Annotated in this window: 13 protein-coding genes and 1 pseudogene; 10 read left to right on the top strand and 4 right to left on the bottom strand. The window is 66.4% G+C overall.

Annotated elements, in window-relative coordinates; all coding sequences use genetic code 11:
- Nucleotides 1-57 precede the first annotated feature (57 nt).
- Entirely contained in the window at nt 58-981 is a 924-nt protein-coding gene (locus tag ABIA40_RS23310) for a LysR family transcriptional regulator (RefSeq protein WP_404543381.1), read from the top strand.
- 103 nt (nt 982-1,084) lie between these two features.
- Here the strand turns inward: ABIA40_RS23310 and ABIA40_RS23315 are convergent, their stop codons facing one another.
- Nucleotides 1,085-1,705 carry a glutathione S-transferase family protein gene (locus ABIA40_RS23315; RefSeq protein ID WP_404543383.1) on the bottom strand — a complete coding sequence of 207 codons (621 nt, stop codon included), beginning with the start codon at nt 1,703-1,705 and terminating at the stop codon, nt 1,085-1,087.
- Nucleotides 1,706-1,829: 124 nt separating this feature from the next.
- Here ABIA40_RS23315 and ABIA40_RS23320 point away from each other — a divergent pair, with 124 nt between their 5' ends.
- Nucleotides 1,830-3,107, top strand: coding sequence for a flavin-dependent oxidoreductase (locus tag ABIA40_RS23320; RefSeq protein WP_404543384.1), 1,278 nt, complete (start codon nt 1,830-1,832; stop codon nt 3,105-3,107).
- 195 nt (nt 3,108-3,302) lie between these two features.
- Here ABIA40_RS23320 and ABIA40_RS23325 read toward each other — a convergent pair whose 3' ends face one another.
- Nucleotides 3,303-3,722 (bottom strand): PaaI family thioesterase, encoded by a 420-nt coding sequence (locus tag ABIA40_RS23325; protein ID WP_404543386.1) that lies wholly within the window; start codon nt 3,720-3,722, stop codon nt 3,303-3,305.
- Nucleotides 3,723-3,787: 65 nt separating this feature from the next.
- On the bottom strand, nt 3,788-4,888 hold the full coding sequence (gene mutY / locus ABIA40_RS23330) for an A/G-specific adenine glycosylase (RefSeq protein WP_404543387.1): 1,101 nt from the start codon (nt 4,886-4,888) through the stop codon (nt 3,788-3,790).
- A gap of 202 nt (nt 4,889-5,090) precedes the next feature.
- Between mutY and ABIA40_RS23335 the strand changes: the two genes are divergently transcribed.
- From ABIA40_RS23335 to ABIA40_RS23370, 8 genes and pseudogenes are all read left to right on the top strand, one after another.
- Complete coding sequence (locus ABIA40_RS23335; RefSeq protein WP_128263036.1) at nt 5,091-5,588, top strand: DUF721 domain-containing protein; 498 nt, start codon at nt 5,091-5,093, stop codon at nt 5,586-5,588.
- A 139-nt stretch (nt 5,589-5,727) separates the two neighbouring features.
- Complete coding sequence (locus ABIA40_RS23340; RefSeq protein ID WP_404543389.1) at nt 5,728-6,384, top strand: DsbA family protein; 657 nt, start codon at nt 5,728-5,730, stop codon at nt 6,382-6,384.
- A gap of 217 nt (nt 6,385-6,601) precedes the next feature.
- Nucleotides 6,602-10,067, top strand: a pseudogene (gene smc, locus ABIA40_RS23345) (chromosome segregation protein SMC).
- Between the two features lie 124 nt (nt 10,068-10,191).
- On the top strand, nt 10,192-11,169 hold the full coding sequence (locus ABIA40_RS23350) for a small ribosomal subunit Rsm22 family protein (RefSeq protein ID WP_271538298.1): 978 nt from the start codon (nt 10,192-10,194) through the stop codon (nt 11,167-11,169).
- 138 nt (nt 11,170-11,307) lie between these two features.
- Nucleotides 11,308-11,868 (top strand): LemA family protein, encoded by a 561-nt coding sequence (locus tag ABIA40_RS23355; RefSeq protein ID WP_036037187.1) that lies wholly within the window; start codon nt 11,308-11,310, stop codon nt 11,866-11,868.
- Nucleotides 11,869-11,900: 32 nt separating this feature from the next.
- The gene (locus tag ABIA40_RS23360; RefSeq protein WP_404543390.1) at nt 11,901-13,109 is read left to right on the top strand and encodes a M48 family metallopeptidase; all 1,209 of its coding nucleotides are present in this window, start codon (nt 11,901-11,903) and stop codon (nt 13,107-13,109) included.
- Between the two features lie 208 nt (nt 13,110-13,317).
- Complete coding sequence (locus tag ABIA40_RS23365) at nt 13,318-14,070, top strand: hypothetical protein (protein WP_271538302.1); 753 nt, start codon at nt 13,318-13,320, stop codon at nt 14,068-14,070.
- Nucleotides 14,071-14,132: 62 nt separating this feature from the next.
- On the top strand, nt 14,133-14,801 hold the full coding sequence (locus ABIA40_RS23370; RefSeq protein ID WP_271538304.1) for a hypothetical protein: 669 nt from the start codon (nt 14,133-14,135) through the stop codon (nt 14,799-14,801).
- Nucleotides 14,802-14,819: 18 nt separating this feature from the next.
- Here the strand turns inward: ABIA40_RS23370 and ABIA40_RS23375 are convergent, their stop codons facing one another.
- Nucleotides 14,820-15,359, bottom strand: a complete 540-nt coding sequence (locus ABIA40_RS23375) for an adenine phosphoribosyltransferase (protein WP_036024845.1) — start codon at nt 15,357-15,359, stop codon at nt 14,820-14,822.
- Nucleotides 15,360-15,362: the final 3 nt, after the last annotated feature.

Below are 15,362 nucleotides of genomic sequence, written 5' to 3' on the forward strand. Positions count from 1 at the left end.
ATCGCCGGCCCAACGTCATTCTTCAAATCGATATGAAATATGATATCTATTCACCCCATGAATTTGAATTCGCTCGACCTTAACCTGTTGACCGCGCTCGACGCATTGCTCCGCGAAGCCAATGTCAGCCGCGCGGCCCTGAGGATCGGCCTGTCACAGCCGGCCACGAGCCACGCCTTGCAGCGCCTGCGCGACATCTTCGGTGACCCGCTGCTGGTGCGCACGGGCGTACGGATGGAGCTGACGCCGCGGGCGCTGGCCCTGCGTGCGCCGCTGGCGCAGGCGCTCGACCAGGTCCGCGGGCTGTTCGTGCCCGATGACTTCGATGCCGCGCGCAGCGAGCGGCAGTTCCGCCTGATGATGCCGGATCTCGCGGTCGAGCTGTTGATGCCGCCCTTGATGGCGAAAGTGACGCGCCTTGCCCCCAACGTCCGCATCGACGTGGTGCCGTGGCGGGGACCTGCGATCTTCCACGCCGAGTTCGCCCGCACCATCGATCTCGTGATCTCGATCGGCAACGCCTTCAAGGGGTTTCATCGCCAGTTGCTCTACACCGACAGCGACGCGCTGGCGGTGCGGCGCGGCCATCCTGTGGGAGCGAGGCTGAAGCGGCGCGAGGCGTTCCTCGCCGCCCGCCATGTCGGCGTGATCATCCGCGGCCAGCCTGAGGATCTCATCGACACCTGGCTGCGCAGCAAAGGCGTCGAGCGACATGTCTCGCTGGTCGTGCCGGGCTATCTCGAAGCCTTGCACGTCGCCGCGCGCACCGATCTCGTCGCCTTCGTGCCGCGCCGGCTGATCGCCGCGCTGTCGAAGCAGCTCGGCATCGTCGCGGTGACGCCGCCGTTCGATCCCGGGATCGACGAGCAGTTCATGTTCCATCCGACACGCGCGCAGATGGACCCCGGCTCGATCTGGCTGCGGCGGCTGATGCTGGAGACGGGGCGGGAGCTGGAGCAAGCCAGGCGCCAGCTCTCGTAGGGTGGGCAAAGCGAAGCGTGCCCACCACCTTTGTTGCAATCTTGGAAAGATGGTGGGCACGGCGCTCTGCGCCTTTGCCCACCCTACAAGAATCGTCGCGTTGTTACGCCTTCTGCGCCACCATCACCTTGCTCACCGCGGGGCGATCGGACATGCGCTTGAAGTGATCGGCGATCTTCGGCGTCGCATTGATGTCGACGCTGTCGCCTTCGAGCCAGGTCGAGAGCGTATAGAGATAGGGATCGCAGATCGTGTACTGATCGCCCATCACCCAGGGTCCCCGAAACATCTTCTGCTCGATCAGCTTGAAGCAGGCGCCCATGGTCTTCGGCACCATCGCCTTCATGTCGGCGAACGAGTTCTCCTCCGTCGCCCAGCGCGCGCCGCGCATCTTGTGGGCGTGGTTGATGTGCACGGTCGAGCAGAGATAGGAGTTGAACGACTGCACCTGCGCGAAGTCGAAGGGATCGTCGAGCGGCGCGAGCTTCGCCTTGGGGAAGGTTTGCGCGAGATAGGCCAGCATCGCCGGCGTCTCGGTCAGGACGCCGCGGTCGGTCACCAGCGCCGGCACCCGGCCCTTCGGGTTGATGGCAAGATAGTCCGGGCTGTTCTGCTGGTTGTCCTTGAAGCTCAGCCGCTCAGCCGTGTACTCGGCGCCGGCCTCTTCCAGGGTGATGTAGGTGGCAAGCGCGCAGGTGCCGGTGGCGTAGTAGAGCTTGAGCATGTCGGACCTCATGGGGAAAACCGGAGGTTAACGGTCCTCCGCCGCGCCGTCCATAGGCGGCCTGTTCGCAGTTGCCCACGGCCGCCCGGCTGTGCCAAGACGCCTCCATCGGAGGGGTTTTCTCATGACGGTACTCATCGCCGGTGGCGGCATCGGCGGACTGACGCTTGCGCTCAGCCTGCATCAGATCGGCGTTCCCGTGAAAGTGTTCGAGAGCGTCGCGGAACTGAAGCCGCTCGGGGTCGGCATCAACGTGCTGCCGCATGCGGTGCGCGAACTGATCGAGCTCGGCCTGCTGGACAAGCTGGACGCCAGCGGCGTGCGGACGCGCGAGCTCGCCTATTTCTCCAAGCACGGCAAGCCGATCTGGAGCGAGCCGCGCGGCCTGGAGGCCGGCTACAAATGGCCGCAATTCTCGATCCATCGCGGCACCCTCCAGCAGATCCTGCTCGACACCGCGCTCGAGCGGCTCGGCCGCGACAACATCCTCACCAGCCATCATCTGACCGGCTGGACCGAGACGGCGGGCGGCGTGCGCGCCGACTTCGTCGACAGGGCGATCGGCAAGGCCGCCGGCACCTACGAGGGCGCGATCCTGATCGCCGCCGACGGCATCCATTCCGCCGCGCGAGAAAAGCTCTATCCGAACGAAGGCCCGCCGATCTGGAACGGCCGCATCCTCTGGCGCGGCGTCACGCCGGCCAAAGCCTTCCTCACCGGCCGCAGCATGATCATGGCCGGCCACGAGATCCTGAAATTCGTCTGCTATCCGATCTCGAAAGAACCGGATGCAAACGGCAACCACCTCATCAACTGGGTCGCGGAGCGCCACATGCCGCCGACCTATCAGTGGCGTCGCGAGGACTATAACCGCACCGCGCGGCTGGAGGAGTTCCTGCCCTGGTTCGAGAGCTGGACGTTCGACTGGCTCGACGTGCCCGCCCTGATCAGGAACTGCCCGCACGCTTACGAATATCCGCTGGTCGACCGCGATCCGGTGTCGCAATGGACCTTCGGCCGCGTCACGCTGATGGGCGATGCCGCGCATCCGATGTACCCGATCGGCTCGAACGGCGCCTCGCAGGCGATCCTCGACGCGCGCGTCATCACCCGCGAGATCCTGGCGCACGGTCCGACGCAGGCGGCACTGCTCGCCTATGAAGCCGAGCGGCGGCCCGCGACCACCGACCTCGTCCTGCTCAACCGCAAGAACGGCCCCGAGCAGGTGATGCAGCTGGTCGAGGAGCGCGCGCCGGATGGCTACAAGGTCGTCACCGATGTCCTATCGCAGCAGGAACTGGAAGACATCGCCGCCAACTACAAGCGCGTTGCGGGATTCCAGGTCGAGGCGCTGAATGCGAAGCCGCCGATCGTGAGCAAGGACGCCCGCGCGAGCGCTTGAGGGTCTGATCAATCAACTCGCGCGGCGCATTCCTCTTCACCTCTCCCCGCTTGCGGGGAGAGGTCGGATTGCATCGAAGATGCAATCCGGGTGAGGGGGTACAGGTCTCTCGTGGATCTCCCGTGTTGAGAGAGGCCCCTCACCCCACCCTCTCCCCGTAAGAACGGGGCGAGGGAGCGAGAGACCAGTGCCCGCTCACTTCACCACCCTCGCCGCCTCCAACAATCGCTCGCTGGCGCTTGCCGTCGCCAGCACGGTGCCGTCCTCCGCCATCAGCTTGGCTTCGACGAAAGCGATGGTCTTGCCGAGCTGCGTGACGTTGGCTTCGCCGGTGATCGGGCCCGGCTTTGCGGGTGCTAAAAAATTCACGGTCATGCTGATCGTGGTGGTGTAGAGCCGGCCCTCGCTCATCACCAGCACCGCCGGACCCATGGTGTCGTCGAGCATGGCCGAGAGCATGCCGCCCTGGATGAAGCCCGCGGGGTTGCAGAACTCCGGCTTGCCGTCGAAGCCAAGCTTGATCCAGCCCTCCTCCGGACGGGCATCGAGCAGGCGCCAGCCGAGCAGCTCGGCGCATGGGGGCCTTGGGAAGTTATCGAGCGCGGTCTTGACCATGCGAGATCTCCTTTGCCCCCTGTTAGCGCAAGACTGCTGACAGCCTGCTGTCAGCAGGATGGATGCTAGAGATCCAATCCATGCGCGATGATCTTGCGCATGACGTTGGGCAGCGCCTCATCTGCCAGAGTCGCGATCGGTACCCAACGCATGCCCTCGGGCGCGCGGACCCGGGCCTCGGCCTTGGCCGTGTAGACCACCAGCTCGAGCGGAAAATGCGTGAAGACGTGGGTGACGACGCCCACCTTGCGCTGCCAGCGCGACAGCCCCTTGAGCTGCGGCGCCTGCTGCTTCGCCGTTGCATCGTCCTGGCCGGCGAGCCAGTCCGAGCACGGCACCTCCGTCATGCCGCCGAGCAACCCCTTTTCGGGCCTCGAGCGGACGAGCAGCTCGTCGCCGCGCGTGACCACGAAGGCGGCGCCGCGCCTGAGCGTCCCGCTCTTCTTCGGTGCCTTGCGCGGGAACGTCTCCTGGGTGCCCTGCGCGCGTGCCGTGCAGTCCTCGTTCAGCGGACACAGCGAGCAGGCCGGCTTCTTCGGCGTGCAGATCGAGGCGCCGAGATCCATCAGCGCCTGCGCGCTGTCGCCGGCGCGAGACTCCGCCAGCAGCGTCGCGGCCAGTTGCTGGATGAGCGGCTTGGCTTGCGGCAGCTCCTCCTCGACCGCGAACAGCCGCGACACCACGCGCTCGATATTGCCGTCGACCGGCATGGTGCGGCGGTCGAACGCGATCGCCGCAATCGCCGCCGCCGTGTAGGGCCCGATCCCCGGCAGCGCGCGCAGCCCCTCCTCGGTATCCGGAAACACGCCGCCATGCTCGCCCGTCACCGCAACCGCGCAGGCATGGAGGTTGCGTGCGCGCGAGTAATAGCCGAGCCCGGCCCACATCCGCAGCACGTCGTCCTGCGAGGCTCGCCCCAGCGCCGTGACATCAGGCCAGCGCGCGACGAATTTTTCGAAATAGGGGCCGACCGCCTTCACGGTGGTCTGCTGGAGCATGATCTCGGAGAGCCAGACGCGGTAAGGATCGGACGCCTCGCCCGGCGCGGCGCGCCAAGGCAGTCGGCGCCGGTGGCGGTCGTACCATTGCAGGAGCGCGAGCGGGCGCGATGAGGTCTCCGGTTGAGAAGGTTCCGGCTTCGGCTTGCGTGCGGATCTGGGGCTCATTCCTCACTGTAGCGGCAATGCACTGGCCTCTCCACGTCATGCCCGCGCTTGTCGCGGGCATCCACGTCTTTCTTCGCAGGAAGAACGTGGATGGCCGGGCCTCCACCTCGCCGAAGCGGCTTCGGCCGCGCAGGCGGGACAAGCCCGGCCATGACGGGCCCGGGGGGTCTGTGGCCCGGCGTTCGAAGTGCTATAAGGCCTCATGTCCAAATCCGGCCCCATCTTCAAGCCCGGCCCCGTCAGCGCCAAACCGCTCGGGATCCTGCTCGACGACGTCTTTGCCGAGGCCTATGCCAAGCAGGGCTTTGCGGCGCGCGAGTTGGTGACGCGGTGGGCGCAGATCGCGGGGCCGGAGATCGCGGCCCATGCCGAGCCGCTCAAGATGCAATGGCCACGGCCGGTCGAGGGTCAGCCGCAGGAGCCGGCAACCCTGGTGCTGCGGGTCGAGGGGCCGATGGCGCTGGAGATCCAGCATTCGGCCGACGTGATCCTGGAGCGGGTCAACCGCTTCTTCGGCTGGAGCGCGGTCGGCAAGCTGGCCTTCCGCCAGGCGCCCCTGTCGCGGCCGCAGGCCCGGAAGCGGCCCGGCCCGCCCGACCCCAAGGCCGTCGCCAAGGTGGCGGAGAACCTGACCGACATCGAGGATGAAGAACTGAAGACCGCGCTGGCGCGCCTCGGGGCCGCCATCAAGCGAAATTGAGCCTCATTCCGCGGCCAAACTGGACCTGTCCGTAGCGCCCGCCATTGCCTCAAACGACGTTTCAAGCTAGCGACAGGCCGTCCGAGCAGGAAACCTTGACCGTCCTTTGGGCGAACCTTGCCAATCCCGGGAGCCGACCTTGATCATTACCCGCCGCGCCTTCACCACGATGCTGTCGCTGACCGGGCTTGCCGCGTTCGCCGGGCTCTCGCCGCTGCGGTTCATCACGGAAGCGATGGCTCAGTCGGCCGCCGACGTGGCCAAGCCGGTGTCGCTGCCCGACATGGCGCTCGGCCCGAAGGACGCCGCCGTCACCATCACCGAATATGCCTCGATGACCTGCCCGCACTGCGCCGCCTTCAACGAGCAGGTGTTCCCGAAGATCAAGACGGAATACATCGACACCGGCAAGGTGCGTTACGTCTTCCGCGAGTTCCCGCTCGACATCAAAGCCGCCGCCGGCTCGATGCTGTCGCGTTGCATTGCCAAGGACGACGCGCCGAAATACTTCGCGGTCACCGACATGCTGTTTCGCCAGCAGAACGACTGGGTGATGAAGAACACCACCGAGACCCTGACGCGGATCGGCAAGCAGGCCGGCCTCACCCAGCAGCAGGTCGAGGCCTGCCTGAAGGACCAGGCGCTGCTCGACAAGATTGCCGCCGACCAGAAATATGCCAGCGACGTGCTCAAGGTGGATTCGACGCCGACCTTCTTCATCAACGGCGAGAAGATCAAGGGCGACACCTCGTTCGAGGAGTTCGCCAAGAAGATCAACCCGCTGCTGAAGAGCTGATTCGCTCGTCAAGATCCTGATTCGCATCTCGAAAGCCGTATCTTTCCCGGCATAAATCCCTTGGGAAAAGAGGCTTTCGCCGGTTGCCCTCGCGGCGCACCGCGGCCATTGTCCAGCCGCATGAGGCGCCTCGCGCGACTCACCCAGACAGCGACATTGCCTTCCATGGTATTGTCCCGGCAGGGGGATTCGTGCCTGCCAACAGAGATGCGTGCTTATGAAAATCACCCGCCTGCGCCTTCACGGCTTCAAGTCCTTCGTTGAGCCCACGGACTTCGTCATCGAGCCCGGCCTGACCGGCGTGGTCGGCCCCAACGGCTGCGGCAAGTCGAATCTCGTCGAGGCGCTGCGCTGGGCGATGGGCGAGACCTCCTACAAGAGCTTGCGCGCGGCCGACATGGATGCGGTGATCTTCGCCGGCTCCGGCAATCGTCCGGCGCGCAACCATGCCGAAGTGACGATGACGATCGACAATGCCGATCGCACCGCGCCGGCGGCGATGAACGACAGCCAGATTCTCGAAATCTCCCGCCGCATCGAGCGCGAGGCGGGCTCGGTCTACCGCATCAACGGCCGCGACGTGCGCGCCCGCGACGTGCAGATCCTGTTCGCGGACGCCGCCACCGGCGCGCGCTCGCCCGCCCTCGTCCACCAGGGCAAGATCGGCGAGATCATCCAGGCCAAGCCCGAGCAGCGCCGCCGCGTGCTGGAAGATGCCGCGGGCGTTGCCGGCCTGCATGCCCGCCGTCACGAGGCCGAGCTGCGGCTGAAGGCGGCCGAAACCAACCTCACCCGCGTCGAGGATGTGATCGGCCAGCTCTCCGGCCAGATGGAAGGCCTGAAGAAGCAGGCTCGCCAGGCCGTGCGCTATCGCGAGGTCGCCGCCAAGGTCCGCAAGGCCGAAGCCACGCTGTTCCACCTGCGCTGGGTCGGTGCCCATGCCGACGTCAACGAATCCGGCCAGACCCACGATCTCGCCGTGCGCGAGATGGCCGAGCGCACTCAGCACCAGGCCGAAGCCGCCCGCATCCAGGCGATCCGCGCCGCCGAGATGCCGGCGCTGCGCGATGCTGAAGCGCGCGCCGCGGCCGGCCTGCAACGCCTGACCAATGCCCGCGAGCAGCTCGACCGCGAGGAAGAGCGCGCCAAGGAGCGCGTCGCCGAGCTCGAGCGCCGCCTCGCCCAGTTCGAGGGCGACATTTCGCGCGCCCAGCAGCAGACCATGGACGCCGACGTCGCGCTGCAGCGGCTCGACGCCGAAGATGCCGAGCTGAAGGAAGAGATCAAGTCGCGCGTCGAGAAGCGCTCCGGCGTCGACGAGCGCGTCGCCGAGGCCGAGGCGGTGCTGACCGAGACCGAGCAGCGCTTCGCCGAGCTCACCACCGCGCTCGCCGACCTCACCGCTAAGCGCAATCAGTTAGAGGCCAACGTCCGCACCCATCGCGACAAGCTCGCCCGGCTCGATCAGGAGATTGCGAACGTCACGGCGGAAGAGCAGAAGCTTGCCGCCGATACCGGCGGCTTCGGCGATCTCGACGAGCTGACCGCGCTGGTCGAGACCGCGGAAGAGACGCTGGCCGCCTCCGAAGCTGCGGCGCAGGCGAGCGAAGCGGCGCATGTCGCGGCACGCCAGACGCTGGAATCCTCGCGCTCGCCACTGGTCGAGGCCGACAAGCGCGTGCAGCGGCTCGAGACCGAGGCGCGCACGATCTCGAAGATCGTCAACGGCGAGACCAAGAATCTGTGGGCCGCCGATCATCGACGGCATCACCGTCGACAAGGGCTTTGAAAAGGCGATCGGCGCAGCACTCGGCGACGATCTCGATGCACCGATCGATCCGTCGGCGCCGATGCGCTGGACCAATGTCGGATACACCGAGGGCGATCCGGAGCTGCCCGAGGGCGCCGTTCCGCTCTCCAACCATGTGCAGGCGCCGGCCGAGCTGGCGCGTCGCCTCGTGCAGATCGGTGTCGTCCCGCACGAGCGCGGCGCCGAGCTGGTGTCGCAGCTCAAGACCGGCCAGCGGCTGGTCTCGCCCGAGGGCGACGTCTGGCGCTGGGACGGTTTTGTTGCCGCAGCGCATGCCCCGACCGGCGCCGCGCGGCGCCTGGCCGAGCGTGCCCGCCTCGTCGACATCGAGAACGAGCTGGAGCAGGCCCGCATCGACGCGCAGATCAAGCGTCAGGCGCTGGAGAACGCCGAGTCCGAGCTGCAGATGGCGGCGAGCACCGAAGGCGCCAGCCGCGAGGCCTGGCGCGCCGCGCAGCGCGAGCTGAACGTCGCGCGCGAGCGCCACGCCAATGCCGAGCGCGAGATCAGCCGCCATGCCGCGCGCAAGGCGACGCTGTCGGAAGCGCACAGCCGGCTCGCCGCCGATCGCGCCGAAGCCGAGGCCGCCTACGAATACGCCCAGGCCGGCATCGGCGAGCTGCCGTCGAGCGAAGACACCGAGACCCAGCTCGCCGCCGTCCGCAGCGACATCGAAGGCCGCCGCCGCATGGCCGCCCAGGTCCGCGCCGAGGCGCAGGCGCTGGCACGTGAGGCCGAGCTCGCCGATCGCCGCGTGCAGGCGATCCTCGCCGAACGCACCGAGTGGCAGAACCGCAAGGAGAGCGCGGCCTCCCATATCGACACCATCCAGGCCCGCATCGCCGAGCTCACGATCGAGCGCAGCGAGCTCGAAAACGCCCCGGCCGTATTTGCCGAAAAGCGCAGCGCGCTGATCACCGAGATCGAATACGCCGAGAACGACCGCCGCATGGCCGCCGACGCACTTGCCACCGCGGAAACCGCAATGGCCGAGACCGACCGTGTCGCCAAGCTGACGCTCGAGGCGCTCTCCAGCGCCCGCGAGGCCACCGCCCGCGCTGAGGAGCGCATGGAAGGCGCCCGCCGCCGGCTCGAGGACATCGAGCGCGAGATCCGCGACATGCTCGAGGTCGAGCCGCAGGCCGTCGCCGGCCTTGCCGAGCTCGAGCCCGGCGCCGAGCTGCCGCCGCTGCACGAGATCGAGGAAGACCTCGAGAAGATGCGCCGCGACCGCGAACGCCTCGGCGCCGTCAATCTGCGCGCCGAGGAAGAACTGCGCGAGGTCGAGACCCAGCACACCGGCCTCGTCACCGAGCGCGACGACCTGGTCGAGGCGATCAAGCGGCTGCGCCAGGGTATCCAGAGCCTCAACAAGGAGGCCCGCGAGCGGCTGCTGACCTCGTTCGACGTCGTCAACGACCACTTCAAGCGCTTGTTCGTCGAGCTGTTCGGCGGCGGCGAGGCCGCGCTGCACCTGATCGAGAGCGACGACCCCTTGGAAGCTGGCCTCGAAATCATCGCCAAGCCGCCGGGCAAGAAGCCGCAGACGCTGTCGTTGCTCTCGGGCGGCGAGCAGGCGCTGACCGCGATGGCACTGATCTTCGCGGTGTTCCTCACCAACCCGTCGCCGATCTGCGTGCTGGACGAAGTCGACGCGCCGCTCGACGACCACAACGTCGAACGGTACTGCAACCTCTTGCACGAGATGACCGGCTCCACCGACACGCGCTTCATCATCATCACGCACAACCCGATCACGATGGCGCGGATGAACCGGCTGTTCGGCGTCACCATGGCCGAGCGCGGCGTCTCGCAGCTGGTGTCGGTGAGCCTCGCCGAGGCCGTGGACATTCTCGACCAGAACGTGGCGTGATCTTGGACCGTCATTCCGGGGCGATGCGCAGCATCGAACCCGGAATCCATGGTGCGACCGACGCTGCGGATAAATGGATTCCGGGTTCTCGCTTCGCGAGCCCCGGAATGACGTGGGGTTGCTGATGATCTCCCCCACCCTTCCCGCCGAACTGAAAGCCGCCCTCGACGGCAAGCTGCAGGGCTTGTCCCGCAGCGACGCAGCCCAGCGCTCGCAGAAGATCTCGACTACGTATCGCGCCGGCGGCACCTCCAGCACGATCAAGTCGGACGCCGATGCGCTCGCTTATGCGCTGGCGCGCATGCCCGCGACCTACGCGGCGGTGGCGGCCAGCCTCAATGCGCTCACCGAGATCGCGCCTGATCTCGCCCCCGAAACATTGCTCGACGTCGGCGCCGGCCCGGGCACGGCAAGCTGGGCCGCCGCGGAAGCCTTTCCGTCGCTACAGGATTTTACCCTGCTCGATGCCAACACCACGCTGAGCCGGCTCGCGCTCGAACTGGCACACGGCAGCTCGCGATTGGCGGAGTGCCGTTATCTGCCCGGCGATGCCGGCGGCAACCTCGCCGAGGTCTCACAGGCCGATCTCGTCATCGCCAGCTACATCATCGGCGAGCTCAGCGAGGCCGATCAGCGCAAGCTGACCGAGGCGATGTGGGCCAAAGCGCGCCACGCGCTGGTGGTGATCGAGCCCGGCACGCCCGCCGGCTATGCCCGCATCCTCGCCGTGCGGCAGCAGCTGATCGCAGCTGGCGCTTTCGTCACCGCGCCCTGCCCGCACGAAAGGCCGTGCCCGCTCATCGCGCCCGACTGGTGCCATTTCAGCCAGCGCCTGCCGCGCTCGCAGGCGCACCGGCAGATCAAAGGCGCCGAGGTGCCGTTCGAGGACGAGCGCTTCATCTACGTCGCCCTGACCCGCACGCCGCCCGCGAGCCGCGCCGCGCGCGTGCTGGCACCGCCGGACGTCGGCAAGGCCGAGATCACGGCCAAGCTTTGCACGGAGGCCGGGGTCGCGCCGGCAAAAGTCCCGCGGCGGGACAAGGTGGCCTATGCCGAGGCCCGGCGCTGGCGCTGGGGCGATGCCGTCATGTCCGAAAGTTAATTTCGCTGGCCGTGCCTGCCTTGAACTCGGGCCGTTCCTGATCCGACCAAGTCTTACCTTCCCTCCGCGCCGGGCTCTCATCCTGCGTTAATTTCGTCTACCCTAGCGCCCGCCTTCTTCCCTCTTCAGGAGTTCTCCATGTCGACCGGCTGGATCGTCCTCGGCGTCATCGTCGTCCTCGCGCTGATCGCTTTCAGCGCCTACAACCGCCTGGTGGCGCTGAGCCAGCGTGTCGGCCAGGCCTTTGCCGACATCGACGTGCAGCTCAAGCAGCGTCACGACCTGATCCCGAACCTGGTCGAGACGGTGAAAGGCTACGCCTCGCACGAGCGCGGCACGCTCGACGACGTCATCAAGGCGCGCAATTCGGCGATGTCGGCGCAGGGCCCGGCGCAGGTGTCCGCGGCCGAGACCCAGCTCTCCGGCGCGCTCGGCCGGCTGATCGCGCTGTCGGAGGCCTATCCCGACCTCAAGGCCAACGCCAATTTCCAGCAGCTCGCCTCCGAGCTCTCCGACCTCGAAAACAAGATCGCGGCGAGCCGCCGCTTCTTCAACAACGCGGTGCAGGAATACAATACCGGCATCCAGCAGCTGCCCGCAGCTCTGTTCGCCGGCATGTTCGGCTTCACCAAAAAGGACTTCTTCGATCTCGGCGCCAGCCGCACCGAGGTCGAGACCGTGCCGCAGGTGAAGTTCTGATTTGAGCCGATAGGCCGGCAGGGCATCGCGTCATGGCCGCGTATGGTCTCTACACGCACATCGCCTCGAACAAGCTTCGTTCGATGCTGCTGCTCGCCGGCTTGTTCGCGCTGGTCTATGTGCTGGTCTATGCCGGCGCGCTGGTGGCCGAAGTGTTCATCGATGACAGTGAGACCGTCGCGTACTATCTCAGACACGCCTTCTCGGACCTGCTCAAGGCCGCGCCCATTGCAACGGTCGTGGCGGCGGTCTGGATCGTGATCGCCTATTTCTTTCACCAGTTGATGATCGATGCCGTGACCGGCGGCCACAGCGTCACCCGGCAAGAACAGCCGCGGCTCTACAATCTGCTCGAGAATCTCTGCATCTCGCGCGGTCTCACCATGCCGAAGCTGAAGATCATGGAGAGCCCGGCGCTGAACGCCTTCGCGACCGGTCTCAATCCGCGGCAATATTCCATCACGGTCACCACGGGTCTCCTCGATGCGCTCAACGACAAGGAGATCGAGGCGGTGCTCGGCCACGAGCTGACCCACATCAAGAACGGCGATGTGCAACTGATGGTGGTCGCCGTCATCATCGCCGGCGTGGTCGGCTTCTTCGGCGAATTGTTCTTCCGCCTGTTCACGAATCTGAACTGGAGCTCCGGCGGCTCCTCGTCCTCCGGCTCCTCCTCGTCGTCGCGGTCGTCCTCGTCGTCGAGCGAAAGCAAGAGCTCCGGCGGCGGCGCGATCATCGTCATCATCATCGCCATCGTGCTGATCGTGCTGGCCTGGCTGCTGTCGCAGGTGGTGAAGCTCGCACTGTCGCGGTCGCGCGAATATCTAGCCGACGCGGGTTCGGTCGAGCTGACGAAAGACCCCGACGCCATGATCTCGGCGCTGCGCAAGATCGAGAATCGCGGCGAGCTTCCCGGCGCGACCTCGGCCGTGATGGAGCTCTGCGTCGACAATCCACGCGAGGGCTTTGCCGACCTGTTCGCGACCCACCCTTCCGTGCAGTCCCGGGTCGACGCGCTGGTCAAGTTCGCCGGCGGGCGCGATCCGGGACCGCTGCCGGACCCCGCCGAAGAGACGGAACAACTCGAGACCGAACAAGCCGGCGCGCAGGACGGGCCGCCGCCGCTCTCGCAGGGGCCGTGGAGCGATGCGGCCGGTCCCGCGAGCCCGCCGCCCGTTCCCGCGCCCAGTCCCTCAGGAGCCCCGGCAGCCAATCCGATGGGACCGTGGGGCCGTCACTGACGGCGTGATTTGCCGCTTCATGCGCCGGGTTTCCCGGCAATCGGGAAAATCCTCGGGAATTGCCGTAAGTGGAGCGCGAGGAATTGAATTCTCCCTTGTTTCTGCCATGTTCGCGCCCAACAGCAGACTCGGGACGTCTTTCGGGACATCGATTTGGGGCCCGGCCGATTGCGACCTCGCGATCGGGGGCGCGCGTTAGGGGACAGCAATGGCAAAGCCGGCAGTGGTTGTGGTGGGCGCGGACAAGGGCGGGGTCGGCAAGACCACGGTATCGCGCACCCTGCTCGATTATTTCTCGGCCAACAACGTGCCGACGCGGGCGTTCGATACGGAGTCGCCGCGCGGAACCCTGAAACGCTTCCACCCCGACATCACCGAGATCGTCGACATGACGACGACGGCCGACCAGATGAAGATCTTCGACACGCTCAACGCTGTCAGCCCTTCGGTCACCGTGATCGACGTCCGCGCCGGCCTGCTTTCGCCGGCGCTGGCCTCGCTGCGCGACATCGGCTTCCTCGACGCCGCCAAGGCCGGCCAGATCACCTTCGCCGTGTTCCACATCCTCGGACCCTCGATCGCCTCGCTGGAGGAGATCGCGGAGACCGCAGGCTTCATGGGGGGCGCGAAATATTTCCTGGTCAAGAACTTCATCAACGACACCCAGTTCTTCCAGTGGGACCAGGCGACCTACAATTCCTACTTCCACCGCATCAAGGACGCGACCGAGCTGACGATCCCCAAGCTCAACGAAATGGCCTATGAGCAGGTCGAGGTGTCCTCCGTCCCGTTCCTGAAATTCGTGGCCAACAAGGGCATCAGCGACGAGGCCGCGAACTATTCCTTCGTGCTGCGCGGTTATGTCCGGCACTGGCTGGCCAATGTCTGGAGCGAGTTCGACCGCATCCGCCTGACCGACATCGTCGGTTCGAAGCCGGTGACCCGCAACAGCGAAAAATAGTTGCGCAAGCCGGGTGGATACGGCTGGATTGGGCGGTGAGTTGGCCCAGATAATAGCTGTCGATGCCCGCAACGCCCGTCTACATCATCTGCTCGCCTCGCCCGCAGGTCGGCAAGACCTTGCTGGCGCGGCTGCTGACGGAATTCCTGCTGCTCAAGAACGGCAACGTCGCGGCCTTCGACGTCAACCTGAAAGAGCCGTCGCTGCTCGATTACCTGCCGAAGGTGACCGAGACCGCCGACGTGATCGACACCTTCGGCAAGATGCAGCTGATGGACCGCGTCATCGTCGATGACGGTATTGCCAAGGTGATCGACCTCGGCTTCCACGCCTTCGACGAGTTCTTCAAGATGACCGACGAGATCGGCCTGCTGAAGGAGGCGGCGCGGCGCCACGTTGCGCCGATGATCCTGTTCGTCGCCGACACCGACCGCGTCTCGGCCCGCGCCCACGAGATGCTGCGTGGGCAGATCCCGCGGATGAACCTGGTCACGGTGGACAACGAATATGTCGTCCGCGGCGAGCTGCCGCCGGCAATGGGAGGCGGCCGGCTGTTCCGCCTTCCCGCGCTGCCCGGTTTCCTCAAGACCTATATCGATCGGCTAAATTTCTCCTTCACCGGCTATCTGCGCCAGGAGAAGGACTCTTCGACCGAGTTGCACCAATGGACCCGGCGGAATTACATCGCGTTCCGGGAGCTCGAGCTCAGCCTGATATTGCAGCGGTCGTAGGCGAAACGACCAGGACGCTCAGTGCCCCTCGAACGACATCAGCGTGCGCACGGGCACGTCCATGGCGCGCAGCTTGGCGGCGCCGCCGAGCTCGGGCAGGTCGACGATGAAGCAGGCGGCAACCACGTTGGCGCCAATCTGGCGCAGCAGCTTGACCGCGCCTTCCGCGGTGCCGCCGGTGGCGATGAGGTCGTCGACCAGGATCACGCGCTCGCCGGGTGCGACCGCGTCGACGTGCATCTCCATCTCGTCGATGCCGTATTCGAGCGAATAGGCGATGCGCACCGTGGTATGCGGCAGCTTGCCCTTCTTGCGGATCGGCACGAAGCCCGCCGAGAGCTGATGCGCCACCGCGCCGCCGATGATGAAGCCCCGCGCCTCCATGCCGGCGACCTTGTCGATCTTGTTGCCGGCCCAGGGATTGACGAGCTCGTCCACGGCTCGGCGGAATGCGCGCGCATCCGCGAGCAAGGTGGTGATGTCGCGGAACATGATCCCGGGCTTGGGATAATCCGGGATGGTGCGGACGCTCGCCTTGATGTCGTGGTCAAAAGTCATTCG

This window comes from Bradyrhizobium sp. USDA 223 (genome assembly GCF_044909005.1).
Classification (GTDB): Bacteria; Pseudomonadota; Alphaproteobacteria; order Rhizobiales; family Xanthobacteraceae; genus Bradyrhizobium; species Bradyrhizobium yuanmingense.